This is a genomic window from Paractinoplanes durhamensis, assembly GCF_016862175.1.
Lineage (GTDB): Bacteria > Actinomycetota > Actinomycetes > Mycobacteriales > Micromonosporaceae > Actinoplanes > Actinoplanes durhamensis.
On the sequence record NZ_BOML01000084.1, the window covers coordinates 38,813 to 54,518 of the forward strand.

The following is a 15,706-nucleotide window of genomic DNA, read 5'->3' on the forward strand; positions in this document are numbered from 1 at the left end:
ACGGCGAAACTTGGTTGACGCGTCGAGAGGGCTGGGCCGTTCGCTCGGGAACAACTGTTTCTGGGTCGCGATGGCGGCTTAAGGCCATCCTCCTCCGAAAGCAGTGTGCGGTTTCTGGTATCGACAAATGCACGCGCACGGGCGAGGGACTCCACCGCGGAGCCAGTGCAGAAGCGGGCTCCGGCCCGCCGGGCGCGGTCAGGCGTTGGCAGCCAGGAACCCGGCCACCTGGACGGTGACGGTCTCTGCTTCCTGTGCGGCCTTCGCCAGGTTGCGGGCGATCTCGTGGTTGGTGACGGTCTGTTCCTCGACGGCGGCCGCGACGGCGTTCTGACTGTCCTTGACGGTGTCGACGATGTCGGCGATCTTGGTCATTTCCTCGGCTGCGGCGCGGCTGAGTGCTTGGACGTCGTCGATAAGGTCGCCGATCGACTTGGTGGCGTTCTGCGTGGCGCTGGACAGATCCTTGACTTCTCCGGCGACCACGGCGAAACCCTTACCCGCCTCTCCGGCCCGGGCCGCCTCGATGGTGGCGTTGAGAGCCAGGAGGTTGGTCTGGCGGGCGATCTGGGAGATGGTGTTCACTACTTCGCTGATGCGGGCCGAAGCCTCACCGAGTTGACCCATCGTGGCGGTCGCGGTCTCGACGACGGAGACCGCGTTCGCGATGACTCCGGCGGACTCGCTGCCGTTGCGTGCGATCTCGGTGACCGTTGTCGACATTTCTTCCATCGCGGTGGCGACGGATTGCAGCGAGGTACTGACGTCTTTGGTCAGACCGACCGTCTCGCCCAGCCGTCCGATCACCGCGCGTGCGCGTTCCTGAGCGGCGACCTTTTCGGAGACCTCATCCCAAGCCACCACATAGCCGGTGACCGATCCGTCTGTTGTTTGTATGCGATTGATATGGGCTTCAAGGGTGATCGAACCGAAGGTGAACTGGGCGCTATGGGGAACGAAGCCGGGAGAATGCAGAATGCTTTCGATCCGGGCCGGGTCCTTGTGGAATCGATGGATACTGCCGCCGAGTATGTTCGCGAGGCTGACGCCGAATACTCGCTGAATCTCCGGCCCCACGACCTGCAGAGTCTGAGCGGCCTTAGGGTTCATGTAGACGATGTCGAGCGCCGCGTCGGCAACAAAGACGTTCGCTTGGACGCTGTCCAGAACTTGGTCAGACGTAATGCCCGAACCGATGTCATGTGCGGGGTGCAATGCGGCCGGACGACTACGTGCCGATCTCCCTACGGTCTTCAGATGCACCATTGCAGACCTCTCGTCGGAGTCCGGACGGGTCGGCGCAAGCGGAGCGCACGGCCTCAGGATATGGCCGCCGTGGTTCCGAATTGAACAAACGCCCAATTTGCGATAGTCCCTGGTCAACCGGATCAAACGACGTGCACCCCGTTCATGCAGGTTGGGCAGGGCGTCGTCCGGTCAAAGGCGGGTGACGTCGGTGCGGCGGTGGTCCGGCTTGAACGGCAGCGCGGTGACCGTGGCCCGGATTTCGCGCTGGGGGGTGCCGGGCCGGCCCCACAAGACGGTTACCTCGGTCCCGGGAGTGGCGTGGCCAGGGGCGATCACGCCGAGCGAGATCGTTGCGTGAACGTTGATGCTCATGGCGCGGCCGATGAAGTCATGCGCGGGGACGGCTTTGCGCGGGCCCCAGCCGAGTTCGCCGGGTTTGCGGAAGTAGTCGGTGAAGGCCGCTGGGACGAAGCTGCCGCCGATCGGGCGGTGCCGGAACTGCGTGGGTGCCCCGGGCGTGATGCCCGCGGCGGGCATGTAGTCCAACCCGTTGGTGGCGATGCCGGCCTCGATGTGCTGCACGGACTGCGATCCGAAGCCCAGCAGTCGGAGACCGAAGCCGGCGCCGGCCTCGGCGACCGCCGACCAGATGGTGCTGGCGTGCTCGGCGGCGCCATGCAGCTCGTATCCGAGCTCGCCGGAGATCCCGGTGCGCAGGACGCGGAGCGGAATGCCGGCGAGTTCGGCGTGGCGGCTGTGGTTGAAGGCGATGTCGCGCAGGCTCTGGCCGGTGGCCTTCTCGAGGACGTGCAGCGATTGCGGGCCTTGGACGCCGAAGATGAACTGGTCGGGGCTGATGTCGCTGATCTCGGCGTTCCAGGTGCCCTTGCTGAATTGCCAGGCGAGCCAGTTGCCGCTGCCGGCGGTGTACAGGAACTCGTCCTCGCTGAGCCGGCAGAGCACGCCTTCGGAGGCGGCGCTGCTGTCCTGAGGTCATGGTCCGGACCGTACCGTCCGGTACGCGGGGTGTTAAGGGTTTGTCATTCTTGAAATCTTGCAAGCTTAGGTTGTGACCTAAGTCGCCGTACCGGACGGTACGGTCCGTCCGTTAGCGCAGCTCCTGACGGAAGGAAGGCTGATGGCAAGTCTCGAGGATGCGATCCGGGAAGCCGGGGATCCGCTGGCCCTGATGCGTGGCGGCCGGTCCGGCCCGTACCCGTTCCCGATCCGGGCGGAGTTCACCAACTGGCGCGACGAGCAGGAGAGCTGGCGCACCAGCGCGGCTCTGATGGATCTGTCGCATCACATGACCGATCTGACCCTGGAGGGGCCGGACTGCTACCGGCTGCTCTCCGACGTCGGGGCCAACAGCTTCACCGGGTTCGGGCCGCTGAAGGCCAAACAGCTGGTAGCGGTCAACCACGACGGTTACATGATCGGTGACTGCATCCTGTTCTGCCTCGACGACAACTCGGTGCGCATCGTCGGGCGGCCACCGGCCTTGAACTGGGTACAGTTCCACGCCGAGACCGGCGGCTACGACGTCACCTGGCGCCGCGACGAGCGGACCGCGCAGAACCCGCACGGCCGCGAGTACTACCGGCTGCAACTGCAGGGGCCGTACGCAGCGCAGATCTTCGAAAAGGTCAACGGCGGCCCGATGCCGGCCATCCCGTTCTTCACCATGGGTCGCTTCGCCATCGGAGGACGGCAGGTCACCGGGCTCAACCACCGCATGTCCGGCTTCCCCGGACTGGAGTTCTTCGGCCCCTACGCCGATCTCGACGCGGTGCGCGACGCGGTGCTGGAGGCGGGCGCGGAATTCGGCATCCGGCAGGTCGGCGCCCGCGCCTACGCCTCGGTGGCGACCGAGTCCGGCTGGATCGCCAGCACGGTTCCCGCCGTGTACACCGGCGACAGCCTCAAGACCTACCGGGAATGGCTGAACGCGCGCAGCTTCGAGGCGAACCTGTCGCTGGGCGGCAGCTTCGTCTCCGACGACGTCCGCGACTACTACGTCACCCCCTGGGACCTCGGATACGGGCACATCCTGAAGTTCGACCACGACTTCATCGGCCGAGACGCTCTGGAGGGGATGCGCGACCGGCCGCATCGCCGCAAGGCGTGGCTCGCGTGGGACCGTGACGACGTCGCCCGGATCTTCGCCGGCATGTACGAGCCGGGGGAGAGACGGTTCAAGTACATCGACACGCCGGCTGCCTTCTACGCGGCCTCGCAGTTCGATCGGGTGGAGCGCGACGGCGAGCTGATCGGCGTCTCGACGCTGTGCAGCTACACGGCGAACGTCCGAGGCTGGATCTCGGTCTGCATGCTCGATGGACAGGTCGGCTACGGCGACCGGGTGGAGCTCGTGTGGGGCGAGCCGAACGGCGGCTCCGCCAACCCGGCCGTGGAACGGCACGTCCAGACGACCATCGGCGCGACCGTCGTCGAACGACCATTTCCGATCGGCCGGAGCTGACGACTATCGGCGGCCGACGCCGTTGAGGAACGTGTCCACCGCAGCGGAGATGCTCGCCTCGATCTCGGCCGCGGTGGGCCGGTCGTCGGCGTTGATCAGCAGTCGCATCTGCAACGCCCCGACCATCGCGTGATAGAGCTGCGCGGCGGCAAGCATCGTGTCGTCGATCCCGACCAGGCCCGATGCGGCGAGTGTGTCGAGGTAGTGGGCCAGGGCGGTGTATCCGACGGCCGGGCCGTGCTGGAAGAACGTCTGGCCGAGGCCCTCGACTCGGACCGCCTCGGCCGTGATCAGTCGGTGCAGGGCGATCGCCCCGGGTTCGAGAACGACAGCGGCGGAATGCCGGCCGAATTCGCGCAGCGCCTCCGCCGGGTCGGAGTCGCTCGGATGGAAGGACCTCAGTGGTTTGTTGCGCTCATCGATCAGCATCTCCACCGTCGACCGGAACAGGTCGGTCTTGTCGGTGAAATACCGGTACAGCGTGCCTTTCGAACCACCGACGGCGACGAGTACGTCGTTCATGCTGACGCCGGCGTATCCGTGCACCGTGAACAGGGCGGCGGCCTCGCGCAGGATTCGTTCCCGCCGCTCTTCGCTGTTCACGAACGGTGAGTATAGTGTGCCGCTTTTATGCCGATGCGCGGACGATCACGCTGGCCGGATTCGACGTCAGATCCGTCATGTCGAGGCCGAGAATGGAGCGGGCGGTGCGCCGGCCGTGCGCTTCGGCATCGATGTGGACGGTGGTCAGCGCCGGGTTGAACAGGGCGCCGTATTCGGTGTCGTCGAAGCCGATGACCGCTACCTCGCCCGGCACCGCGACCGCCAGGTCGGCCAGGGCGGTCAGAGTCCGCAAGGCGACGTCGTCGTCGTAGCCGGCAATCGCGGTGACCTCCGGATGCGCTTCGCGGAAGGTAGCGACCGCGGCGGCTCCCGCTTCCCGCGGACGGGGCACGACGAGTTCGATGAGCGGGGCGAGCCCGTGTGCCAGCAGGGCGTCCCGCGTGAAGCGGAGCCGCGTCTTGACCAGCGGCGCCTGCTCGCCGATAGCCAGCGCGACGTGGCGATGCCCTTGGTCGGCGAGATGGCCGATCTGGATGGCGGCGTGCGCGGCCAGGCCGTCGAGCCGGCCGCCACCGTAGTCGTCAAGTTCGTGTCCGGTCAGGTACGGCTCACCGAACTCGAGGATCGCGCGCGGATTGATGGTGTCGAGCGCCTGGCGAGTGGCTTCGGCGGTGGCCGGACCATGTCGTACCAGCAGAACGTGGTCGTGCAGCGCGAGCTCCTGGTCGAGACCGCGGATATAGCTGCGCGAGTAGTTGCCCTCCAGGCCGATGTCGATGTGCATGAGCACCACCCGGGAAGCGCCCTCGCGCAGCGCCCTGGCGATGGTGTGCGGCTTGTAGTCGAGGTCGCGCACCGCCTGCAGGACACGCGCCCGGGTGGCCGGCGAGATCGTCTGGTTCGGGGTGGCGTTGAGGACGAAGCTGACCGTCGCCCGCGACACCCCGCTCGCCGCCGCCACGTCCTTGAGCGTCGCCCGCCGCGCATCTGCCATCCCACGACCGTACCGAGGCCGTCGAGCGAAGTGGTCCTTGCCACAGCGCGAAACAGCGAGGTAGCTTCCGTAACTAGCTCGATTTAGTGATGCAACATCCAACCCTGTGATCAGGGAAAACCTGGAAGGAACCCCTGAATGGGACCGCTTAGTCTTCAGGACGGCATCACCAAGGCCGGCTCGCCGGTGAAGATGCTGTGGAAGCCCGGCGCCGCGCCGTGGACGCCCGAGGTCGTCGAGAAGGAGTACGCCGGCTGGCGGCCGGAGCAGACGGCCTGGCACGAGGGCGTCGCGCTCTCCGACCTCTCCCACCACATGTACGACCTGTTCATCGACGGCCCCGACGCCACCAAACTGCTGGCGGCGGTCAGCGCCAACAACTACGAGAAGTTCGCGATCGGCCAGGCCAAGCAGATCGTCCCGGTCACCCGCGACGGCTACATCGTCACCGACGGCATCCTCGCCCGGCTCGGCGAGCAGAAATACACCCTCAGCGGCATCCCCGCCTCGCAGCACTGGGTGCAGTGGCACGGCGAGCAGGGCGGCTACGACGTCTCGTTCACCACCGACCCGTCCTCGGCGTACCGGCCCGGAGGGGGCGGCCCCGCGCTGTTCCGCTTCCAGGTTCAGGGGCCGCTCGCCCAGCAGGTGGTGGAGAGCGTGTTCGGCGGGCCACTGCCGCCGACCAAGTTCTTCCACACCGCCGAGGTGACCCTGGCCGGGCGGCGCTTCCGCGCCCTGCGGCACGGCATGGCCGGGCAGGCCGGGTACGAGTTCATCGGCGACTGGGCCGACGGCGCGTACGTCAAGGAGGCCCTTCGCAAAGCCGGTGAACCGCTCGGCATCGTGCACGTCGGCGCGCTCGCCTACACCACCGCCTCGGTCGAGAGCGGCTGGATCCCGTCCCCCACCCCGGCGATCTACACGGACCCGGAACTGGACAGCTACCGCCGCTGGCTGCCGCTGTTCGGCATCGAAGGCCAGCGTCCACTGCACGGCAGCCACTTCTCGGCGAACATCGAGGACTACTACGTCACCCCGTACGAGTTGGGCTACGGCCGGCTCGTCCATCTCGACCATGACTTCATCGGCCGTGACGCGCTGGTCAAGGCCAAGGACAACGCCCGCTTCACCAAGGTGACCCTGGTCTTCGACAACGATGACGTGCGACGGGTGATCGGCGACGGGACGGATCCGGGTTTCGTCCTCAGCTACGGCCGGCACCGCATCGAGACGACCGGCGGCGACCTGATCGGTAGCACCTACCACACCGCATCTCTGCACCCCTACGACGCGATCTTGGCCCTCTCGCTGATCGACCCCGGGCACACCACCGCGGGCACGACGGTCGAGGTCGTCTGGGGCGACGACCCCGGCACCGGGGAGAGCGTCGACCTGCCGCGCATCCGCGCCTCCGTGCAGCCCACGCCGTACAACGAGCACGCCCGCACCGCGTACCGCCGGAACTGACCCTCCCGCACTGCCTGCCCCGCCGCGCGAGCGCGGCGGCGATGACTCCTGCCCATGAGGAGACCCATGACGTCCACACCCCTGAGGTCGCAGCGGCTCACCGAGCTGTTGCGCGGCTTCTCCGTCGAGATGACCGGCAAGGACATCGACGAGCTCGAGTCCGCCGACATTCCGGCCGGCACCCGGATCAACGTCACCTTCCTCGGCAACGAGGACCTCGCGATGCGGGTGGCCGCGGCCCGCGCCGTCAAGCGGCGGGGCTGGATACCCGTACCGCATGTTTCAGCCCGCCGCCTGACCTCCGAGCCGATGCTCGCCGAATTCCTCTCGGCCCTGCGGGCCGAGGCCGCCGTGGACGAGATCTTCGTGGTCGGCGGGGACCCGAGCCAACCGCACGGCCCGTACGCCGATGCCCTCTCGGTGATCCGGTCGGGTCTGCTCGAGAAGCACGGCGTCCGGCGGGTCAGCATCACCGGCTACCCGGAAGGGCACCCCGGCATCCCCGATCAGGTGCTCTGGCCGGCGCTGATCGACAAACACGCGGCCCTGCGCGAGAAGAACCTGACCGGTGACGTGATCACCCAGTTCGGGTTCGACGCCGACCCGGTATTGGACTGGATCGAGCAGGTGCGTGAGCACGACATCACCAGCCCGATCCGCATCGGCGTGCCCGGCCCGGCGGGCGTGCGACGGCTGCTGCGCTTCGCCACCCGGTTCGGCGTCGGCACCGGCGCGTCGATCGCCAAGAAATACGGCCTGTCGCTGACCAACCTGATGGGAACCGCCGGACCCGACCGCTTCCTGCGCACCCTCGCCGGCGACTACCACCCCGCCCGGCACGGCGAGGTGAAGCTGCACTTCTACACGTTCGGCGGGCTACGAGCCACCGCCGAGTGGATCACCAATTTCCAGAAGGAGGGCTGACATGACCATCGTCCAGCAGGCGCCCCTGCATGCGCCGTCGCGCACACCAACCCACCACCAAGCCTCACTGATCGTGCATGGCAGCGACCGCACCGGCATCGTCGCAGCGGTCGGCGCGGTGCTCGGCAAACACCAGGCCAACATCGTGTCGCTCGACCAGTACTCCGACGACCCGCTCGGCGGAGCGTTCTTCCAGCGTACGGTCTTCAGCCTGAACAACCTCAAGGCCGCGCTCCCGCAGATCGACCGGGACCTCAAGACCGCGCTGGCCAAGGGATTCGACCTCGAATACCGGCTGCGCGACCTGTCCATCCCGCAACGAGTGGCCATCTTCGCGTCCAAGGCCGACCATTGCCTGCTCGACCTGCTCTGGCGGCACCGGCGCGGCGACCTGCCGGTCAGCATCGCCATGGTGATCTCCAACCACCCCGACACCGCCGACGAGGTACGCGCCTTCGGCATCCCGTTCTTCCACGTGCCGTCGGCCGGACCGGACAAGTCCGCCGCCGAGGCCGAGCACCTGCGCCTGCTGCGCGGCAACGTCGACTTCGTCGTGCTCGCCCGCTACATGCAGATTCTCTCCGGCGAATTCATCGCCCGGCTCGGCGTACCGATCATCAACATCCACCACAGCTTCCTGCCCGCCTTCATCGGCGCCGGCCCATACACGAAAGCCAAGGAACGCGGCGTCAAGCTGGTCGGCGCCACCGCGCACTACGTGACCGAAGACCTCGACGAAGGCCCGATCATCGAGCAGGACGTGGTCCGGGTCAGCCACGCCGACTCGGTCGTCGACCTGCAACGCCGCGGCGCCGACGTGGAACGCGCGGTGCTGTCGCGGGCCGTGCAGTGGCACAGCGAGGACCGGGTCATCCGCCACGACAACCACACGATCGTCTTCGCCTGATGACCACCTTCATCGACGGCAAGGCCGTCGCGCTGCGGGTCGGGGCCCAGGTAACCGCCGAGGTGGCAACCCTCGGCCGCAAGCCGGGACTGGCCACGATCCTGGTCGGCGACGATCCGGCCAGCGCCGTCTACGTGGCCGGCAAGCGCAAGGCGGTCCGCGAGGCAGGCATGCGTGACCTGCACCGTTCGCTGCCCGCCACGGTGCCCCAGGGCCAGGTCGCCGCGATGATCGACGAACTCGCCGCCGATCCCGGCTGCGACGGCATCCTGCTGCAGCTGCCGCTTCCGGCGCACCTCGACCCCGGCGCGCTGATCGATCGGATCCCGGCCGGCAAGGACGTCGACGGCCTCACCACCCGCAGCGCCGGCCTGCTGGCCCGCGGCGAGAACGGCCTGCGACCATGCACCCCGAGCGGCGTCATCGAGTTGCTCGCTTCCGAAGGAGTCAAGATGCGCGGCGCCCACGCCGTCGTGGTAGGCCGCTCCTCGCTGGTCGGCCACCCGATGGCCGAGATGCTGCTGCACCACGATGCCACCGTCAGCATCGCCCACAAACACACCGCCGACCTGGCCGCGCTCACCCGCGAGGCAGACATCCTGGTGGTCGCGGCGGGCGTGCCCGGCCTCATCGGCGCCGAACACGTCAAGCCGGGTGCGGCCGTCATCGACGTCGGGATCCACCGCACCCCGCACGGCCTGACCGGTGACGTCCGCACCGCCGAGCTGCGGGGCATCGCCGCGCAGGTCACACCGGTCCCGGGCGGCGTCGGCCCGATGACCATCGCCATGTTGATGGCGAACACGCTCCGTGCCGCCTGCGGATGAACAGCCTCGCCCGGTTCGACGACCTGACGGCCGGTCATGCCCTCGCCTTTCCGCCCCCACGGCGGGTGGTGAGCACGGACCGCGCCGACGAGGTCCCCCAGGTGCTGGCCGAGGTCGAGCGGGCAACGGCCGGCGGCGACTGGGCCTACGGCTATGTCGCGTACGACGTAGCGCCCGGCTCACCGCCGCCGGCCTGGTTCGGGATCACCGCGCCACCGGTTGACGTAGCGCCGGTGACACCGCCGCGACCCGGCGCCGCCGGGCCGACCCGGTGGGTGCCGGGATGGAGCGCCGCCGAGCACGCGCGGGCGGTCGATGCGGTACGGGAGCGGATAGCGGCCGGCGACACGTATCAGTGCAACCTCACCGACCGCCTGGAGACCGACTTCACCGGCGACCCATTCGCGCTGTACGCCCAGCTCGCCACCGCCCAGCGAGGCGCCTACAACGCCTACCTCGACCTCGGCCGGTACGTCATCGCCAGCGCCAGCCCCGAACTGTTCTTCGAACAGACCGGCAACAAGATCCGGACCCGGCCGATGAAAGGCACGGCCGAGCGCGGACACGACGCCGTGCACGACCGGGAGCAGGCTCGGCGGCTGCGCATCAGTGCGAAGGAGCAGGCCGAGAACGTGATGATCGTCGACCTGCTCCGCAACGACCTGGCCCGGATAGCCGAACTCGGCACGGTCGAGGTCACCGACCTGTTCGCGCTCGAGCCGTACCCGACCGTCTGGCAGATGACCTCCGAGATCACTGCCCGGCTGCGGCCGGGCACCGGACTCGCCGACATCTTCGCGGCGCTGTTCCCCTGCGGATCCATCACCGGCGCACCGAAGGCGAGCAGCATGGCGATCATCCGCGACATCGAAAGCGGCCCTCGCGGCGTCTACTGCGGCGCCATCGGCGTGGTCGCCCCATCGACTGCGCAGTTCCGGGCGCGTTTCAGCGTCGCCATCCGGACCGCCGTCGTCGATCGGCAGACCGGCCGCGCCGTCTACGGCGCCGGCGGTGGCATCACCTGGGGCTCCGACCCCGTCGCCGAACACGCTGAACTCCTCGCCAAAGCCGCCGTCCTGACCATCGGAGAAGACCGCCATGTCAACACCCACCACGACGCGTGTCGTCGCTGACCGTCAGGCCATCGACCTGGACGCCGCCGAACTGGCCGCCCGGAACTTCCTGAACGCCTTGAACATCGCCACCGACGGCGAAACGATGCGCGAAACCCCACGGCGGATGGCCAAGGCGTACGCGGAGTTCTTCACCCCACGCCCGTTCGAGCTGACCACCTTCCCGAACGACGGCAGCTACGACGAGCTGGTACTCGCCCGCGCCATACCCTTCCGGTCGGTGTGCGAGCATCACCTGCTGCCGTTCTTCGGTACCGCCGCGGTCGGCTATCTACCCGACACGCGAATCCTCGGCCTCTCCAAACTTGCCCGCATCGTCGAGCACTTCGCGCTGCGCCCCCAGGTCCAGGAAAGACTCACCAAACAGGTGGCCGACTGGATTGCCGATCGCCTGCAGCCCAAGGGCGTCGGTGTGCTCATCGAGGCGGAACACACCTGCATGACTCTGCGGGGAGTCCAAGCCATCGGGGCCACGACGGTCACCTCCGCCATGCTCGGCCGGCTGCGCACCGACGTCCGTACCCGGCAGGAATTTCTCGCCGTGGCCCGCGGATGACTTCTGCCCAGATGCCGCGCCCTGGGCCGTTCAGACCTAAACGGTGCGGTGGCCGATCACCTTCTGGCCGACGAACCCCGACTTGTGGATGGCCTCGTAGGCGTAGTCCCGCATGGTCTCCTCGTAGGTGCCGATGCCGCTGATCAGCGTTTTCTCACCCCTGGCCGCGGCCAAGAGCTGATCGCCCAGGACGTGCGCGTCGCGCAGGGCGGTATTGGCACCGATGCCCAGGGCCGGACTCATCGCGTGGACGGCGTCACCCATGACGGTCACCGTCGACGGTTCCCAGGCCGGCACCGGGATGCAGCTGCGGATCGCGAGCGCCTGCACGGTGGCGGTGTCCCAGAGCCGGACGATCTCCAGCAGATCCGGATGCCAGCCGGCCAGTCGGTGCAGCGCATAATCCTTCAGTTCGCCCGGTCCGGCGCTGAACAGTTCGTCATCCGGGATCATGCGATCCGCCGTCGAGTTGAAGATGCTCAGCGCGTAGTTCTCCTGGGCCTCCAGCTGAAACTCCGCGTCCTGCTCCAGGACCAGGGCCGACCGGGGGTCGGTGCGTTCCAGCGGGGCGAGGGTCAGGCCGGTGTAATCACTGTCGTACGCCATGGAGAACGCGTTGAACAGCTGCGCCGGGAGCTTCGCCTTGTTCTGCGGAGTCAGGGGGATCTTCGCGGCGATCGACCGGGCCCCGAGGTCGGCGACTCGGACCTGGGGCAGGCGCTGCGCGCGGACGGCGGAGTTGATGCCGTCAGCGGCGATGAGAACGTCGGCGTCGGTCGTGCTGCCATCGGCCAGCAGCACCGTGATCGTCGAGTCGGGGTTGGTGCGGTAACCGGTGACCTGTGCGCCGAAGTGCACGAGGTCCTGCAGGCCGAGGTAGAGGATCCGGCGCAGGGTGGAACGGCACACGGCGAGGTGTTCCGGAATTTCGGTGGGCACCCCGATCCCGGTCATGGCGGCCTTGTCCCGGGCCGGGCGCGGGGTGAGGTGCTCGTCGAAGAGCAGCATGTCCTCGTCGGGCATGCCGCAGGTCGCGAGGAACAACTCCCACAACCGTGGTTCCAGCGCGGCGTGCAGAGCCGAGGTCCCGGTCGAGTTGATGTGTACCCGATAGCCGGCTTCGCGGGCGGACAGGCCGGTGTCGCGCTCGTAGACGGACACGGTATGGCCGTGGCGATGCAGATAGTGGGCCAGGGTCAAGCCGGACAAACCGGCCCCAGCGATGGCGATGCGTGTCTTGGACACAGTGCTCCCAGTGCGTAGTCGCATTCTCGGAACACACCGGGGCCCTGTCGTCGGACAAGGAGGTTGCGCAGGCCGTCGGCCTTCCGGCGGCTCGTCGAGAGCGCTCAATGCAGGCGCGTGGAATCCGGCAGCGGCAGGTGGAGGGTGAAGATGGATCCACCCATCGGGTTGGGCTGATAGGTGACATCACCGCGGTTGGCGCGGGCGAGCTCCCGGACGATATAGAGCCCGAGTCCGGTTCCGCTGATCCGTCCGGCGGTGGTGTCGCTGCGCGAGAACCGTTCGAACAGGTGCTCGCGGAAGGGTTCGGGTACTCCCGGTCCCTGATCCTCAACGCTGACCCGTAGGTGGTTGTCCTGGCTCGCTATCCGGACGGCGGTGGCGCCACCGCCGTACTTCGCGGCGTTGGACAGCAGGTTGGTGAGGATTTGGTCGAGGTGCCCCGGCTGGACGAGTGCGATGGCGTCGCCGGGGCAGATGATGTCGCACGTCTCGCGGGTGGCTGCTACCGCGGCGAGCACCCGGGCGCGGGCGTCCGCCAGTTCCGGGTTCGCGGTGAGCCGACCGGCCTCGAGACTGACCATGGCGAGAACCTCGCGCACGACTCCGGCGAGACGATGGGCGTTGCGGTCGATCACGGTCAGGACGTCACGATATTTGGCGGGAGAGATGGTGTCCCCGTTCGTCAGGGACTGGTCGGCGAAGCCGAGGATGGCGGTCAGCGGGTTGTTGATCTCGTGGCCGAGCATGCCGATGAGGTCGAGTTTGAGCTGGTTGGCGTCTTCGAGCTGGGTGTTCTTGGCGGCGAGCGTGGTCATGGCGGTGTCGCGTTCCCGCTCGGCGGTCTTGCGGTCGGTGATGTCCTGAAAGATGCCGACGAATCGTTGGGGCTCGCCGTTGTCGTCGCGGACCGCGGCGATATTGAGGTGTACGTCGAGCGGCGAGCCGTCGGCCCGGACCAGATGCCCTTCCGCGCTCACCGAGTCGATCTCGCCGGCGAACATCGCTGCCAGCGCCCGCTGGCGGTCGTCAGCGCGCGTTCGACCGTACGCCGTGCGGTGATGTCGGTGTTGATGGCGAGGACGGCTATCGGATTCCCGTCGGTGTCGCGTTGCAGGGCCATCCGGCTGAGCAGGACGACTCGCTTGCCGTCGGCCCGCCGATGTTCGAGCTCGCCGGTCCACCGGCCGTGTTCGCGCAGGGTCTGCTCGACGAAAGCGGCGTTGGTCTCGTCCGGCCAGGTCGTGGCCAGCAGCCGATGGAGGTCGTGTCCGGTGGCAACCTGTGCCTGCCATCCGTAGATGTGCTCGGCGGCCGGGTTCCAGTAGCGGATCCCGCCGTCGAGGGAGTGGACGATCACCGCGTCCTGGGTCAGATCCAGCAGCTGGGCCCGCTCGGCCAACTGTGCGGCGGCGTTGCGCTGGGCGTCGATGTCCTCGATCTGGGTGACAAGGTAGGCCGGGGTGCCGGTGTCGTCGCGGACCACGGCCGCGTGCACTCGCACCCAGATGTAGTGACCGTCGGCATGCCGATACCGCTTGTCGTAGGTGACCTGTTCCTGCCGGCCGGCAGCGAGCGACTGCAGAGCCGCAACGGTGCCGGGCACGTCGTCCGGGTGTTGCAGCTCCCGTACGTTCATCCCGACCAGACGTTCGATGGTGTGCCCGGTGATCGCGGCCAAAGCCGGGTTGGCCTGCAGGAAGACGCCCTGCTCGGCTCCCTGCAGACCGGTCAGGACCATACCGAGCGGCGAGCGGTCGAACCCGAGCCGGAACCGCGTCTCGCTCTGCTCCAGAGCAGCCAGAGCCTTCGTCTTGCGGGCGGCGTCCTCGGCCTGGCGCAGCGCGCCGCTGAGGGCGCCGGCCAGCAACGTCAGCTGCTGCTCGTCGTGCTCGTCGAACGCATCGGCGACCGCGGCGACGACGGTGACAGCTCCGATGACCTCGTCACCGGCGAACAACGGCGCTGCCATCATCGACACGATTCCGGCGGCGGCACAGATCGTGCGGTCGGCGCGGGGGTCCGTGCCGGCGTCACCGGTGCGCAGTGTGGTTCCGGTCCGGACTGCCTCACCGGACAGGGAGGTTCCATCGGTGCCCAGTTCGGTGCCGAGCAGATGGCGCAGGCCCGGGGTTACCGCCCTGGCCGTGAGCACGTTCTGCTCAAGCAGGCCGACGATGACGTCCCCGCAGTTGCGGAATACCTCGTGCATCTGCTCCGCCACCAGCGACAGCAATCGGTCCTGATCGGTGGCGGCGGTTGTCAGCTCGCGCTGCACCGCGATCGTGGTCCGTAAGCGATCAGCTTCCCGGGCTGCTCGTTGTGCCGATGCGGCCACGCGGTCCCGCTCGTCGGTCACGTCACGCTGGACGACGACGGCACCGAGTCGCTCGCCGTCGCCGTTGACCAGAGCCCGCCCGGACGCCACCAGGCGGATCGGGCGACAGCCGACCGGGGCGATGACGAACTCGGCCTCGGTCACGCCGCCGTCGTTCAGGGCCCGCGCCAGTGGAACCTCGTGTGCTGCCAGTGGGGTCACCCCGTCCGGCCGGAAGAGGCTGTAGCGAGCGGCGTGCTCCGCCGGTGTCAGGTCGGGGTCGGCGTCGATGCCGTGCGCGTTGCGCGCCGTCCGGTTGAACAGCGTGAGATGGCCGGCGGCGTCGCAAGCGACGATGCCGACGTCGGCGGACTCCAGGACGGCGTCGGTGAACGCCTCGCGCAGTTCTGCCTCGCGCAGCGCCTCAGCGAGCTGGATGCTTTGTTGTTCTGCCCGCAGGGCGAGTGAGCTGAAGACCCGCGCCTGGCGGCGGCGGTCGAACAGCGCCATCAGCACGTCGGCGCTGTCCTTGAGCAGCGCCAGTTCGGCGGCGCCGATGTCCCTGGCGGACGTGTCGAAGACGCAGAAGGAACCGAGAGCATGACCGTCAGGCGTGACCAGAGGCGCGGAGGCGTAGAAGCGGACCTTTCCCAGGGTTCCGTCCACCCACGGGTTGAGCGCGTACTCGGAGTGCGTACTGGCATCCGCGGTCCAGACGATGTCGCCGTCCCGGAAGTGCAGCGCGCACATCGAATCCGTACGCGAGGTGTCGCTTCCTTCGAACCCCACCGTGGTCAGCTGGCATTGCAGGTGTTCGTCGATGACGTTGACCGCCGCGTACGGCACCTGTATCGCTGCGGAGGCCATCCGTACCACCGCGTGCACCTGCTCGTCGAGCGTGGGGTCGGGCAGTCCGTAATCCCGCAGTGCCGCCAGCCGGGCGGACTCGACAGCATCCATGTGCCCCTGCTCTCCTCGACCGTAGGTGCACCTCTCATCGGCAGTACACGGGCCTAATCCGAACAGTCTTCATTGCGGC

At 68.0% G+C, this 15,706-nt stretch carries 14 protein-coding genes; 7 read left to right on the top strand and 7 right to left on the bottom strand.

The genetic code is table 11. The features are described 5' to 3' along the window. Positions 1-198: 198 nt before the first annotated feature. Together Adu01nite_RS48695 and Adu01nite_RS44210 are read right to left on the bottom strand one after the other, a co-directional pair. A complete protein-coding gene (locus Adu01nite_RS48695; protein ID WP_203735386.1) occupies positions 199-1,266 on the bottom strand; it encodes a methyl-accepting chemotaxis protein in 1,068 nt (355 codons plus the stop codon). Between the two features lie 171 nt (positions 1,267-1,437). Next, positions 1,438-2,211 (bottom strand): hypothetical protein, encoded by a 774-nt coding sequence (locus Adu01nite_RS44210; RefSeq protein WP_203735387.1) that lies wholly within the window; start codon positions 2,209-2,211, stop codon positions 1,438-1,440. Between the two features lie 175 nt (positions 2,212-2,386). On the opposite strand from Adu01nite_RS44210, the gene Adu01nite_RS44215 reads away from it, so the two are divergent. Next, positions 2,387-3,730 carry an aminomethyl transferase family protein gene (locus Adu01nite_RS44215; RefSeq protein ID WP_203735388.1) on the top strand — a complete coding sequence of 448 codons (1,344 nt, stop codon included), beginning with the start codon at positions 2,387-2,389 and terminating at the stop codon, positions 3,728-3,730. A 3-nt stretch (positions 3,731-3,733) separates the two neighbouring features. Here Adu01nite_RS44215 and Adu01nite_RS44220 read toward each other — a convergent pair whose 3' ends face one another. Beyond that, on the bottom strand, positions 3,734-4,333 hold the full coding sequence (locus Adu01nite_RS44220; protein ID WP_203735389.1) for a TetR/AcrR family transcriptional regulator: 600 nt from the start codon (positions 4,331-4,333) through the stop codon (positions 3,734-3,736). 25 nt (positions 4,334-4,358) lie between these two features. Continuing rightward, on the bottom strand, positions 4,359-5,255 hold the full coding sequence (locus tag Adu01nite_RS44225) for a LacI family DNA-binding transcriptional regulator (RefSeq protein ID WP_203735390.1): 897 nt from the start codon (positions 5,253-5,255) through the stop codon (positions 4,359-4,361). A 171-nt stretch (positions 5,256-5,426) separates the two neighbouring features. Here Adu01nite_RS44225 and Adu01nite_RS44230 point away from each other — a divergent pair, with 171 nt between their 5' ends. The 6 genes from Adu01nite_RS44230 (at position 5,427) to folE (ending at position 11,105) form a co-directional block, all read left to right on the top strand. Next, on the top strand, positions 5,427-6,758 hold the full coding sequence (locus Adu01nite_RS44230) for an aminomethyl transferase family protein (protein WP_239133178.1): 1,332 nt from the start codon (positions 5,427-5,429) through the stop codon (positions 6,756-6,758). A 66-nt stretch (positions 6,759-6,824) separates the two neighbouring features. Next, entirely contained in the window at positions 6,825-7,682 is an 858-nt protein-coding gene (locus Adu01nite_RS44235; RefSeq protein ID WP_203735391.1) for a methylenetetrahydrofolate reductase, read from the top strand. 1 nt (position 7,683) lies between these two features. Then, the gene (gene purU / locus Adu01nite_RS44240; protein ID WP_203735392.1) at positions 7,684-8,589 is read left to right on the top strand and encodes a formyltetrahydrofolate deformylase; all 906 of its coding nucleotides are present in this window, start codon (positions 7,684-7,686) and stop codon (positions 8,587-8,589) included. Continuing rightward, positions 8,589-9,416 carry a bifunctional 5,10-methylenetetrahydrofolate dehydrogenase/5,10-methenyltetrahydrofolate cyclohydrolase gene (locus tag Adu01nite_RS44245; RefSeq protein ID WP_203735393.1) on the top strand — a complete coding sequence of 276 codons (828 nt, stop codon included), beginning with the start codon at positions 8,589-8,591 and terminating at the stop codon, positions 9,414-9,416. The genes purU and Adu01nite_RS44245 overlap by 1 nt, the downstream gene beginning before the upstream one ends. Further along, positions 9,413-10,549 carry an aminodeoxychorismate synthase component I gene (gene pabB, locus Adu01nite_RS44250; RefSeq protein ID WP_203735394.1) on the top strand — a complete coding sequence of 379 codons (1,137 nt, stop codon included), beginning with the start codon at positions 9,413-9,415 and terminating at the stop codon, positions 10,547-10,549. The genes Adu01nite_RS44245 and pabB overlap by 4 nt, the downstream gene beginning before the upstream one ends. Then, the gene (folE, locus tag Adu01nite_RS44255; protein ID WP_203735395.1) at positions 10,515-11,105 is read left to right on the top strand and encodes a GTP cyclohydrolase I FolE; all 591 of its coding nucleotides are present in this window, start codon (positions 10,515-10,517) and stop codon (positions 11,103-11,105) included. The genes pabB and folE overlap by 35 nt, the downstream gene beginning before the upstream one ends. Before the next feature lie 36 nt (positions 11,106-11,141). On the opposite strand, the gene Adu01nite_RS44260 is transcribed toward folE, so the two are convergent. From Adu01nite_RS44260 to Adu01nite_RS44270, 3 genes are all read right to left on the bottom strand, one after another. Continuing rightward, on the bottom strand, positions 11,142-12,374 hold the full coding sequence (locus Adu01nite_RS44260) for an FAD-dependent oxidoreductase (RefSeq protein ID WP_239133179.1): 1,233 nt from the start codon (positions 12,372-12,374) through the stop codon (positions 11,142-11,144). 80 nt (positions 12,375-12,454) lie between these two features. Continuing rightward, positions 12,455-13,354 carry a PAS domain-containing sensor histidine kinase gene (locus Adu01nite_RS44265; protein WP_203735397.1) on the bottom strand — a complete coding sequence of 300 codons (900 nt, stop codon included), beginning with the start codon at positions 13,352-13,354 and terminating at the stop codon, positions 12,455-12,457. After that, positions 13,327-15,627, bottom strand: a complete 2,301-nt coding sequence (locus Adu01nite_RS44270) for a GAF domain-containing protein (RefSeq protein ID WP_203735398.1) — start codon at positions 15,625-15,627, stop codon at positions 13,327-13,329. The genes Adu01nite_RS44265 and Adu01nite_RS44270 overlap by 28 nt, the downstream gene beginning before the upstream one ends. Positions 15,628-15,706 lie beyond the last annotated feature (79 nt).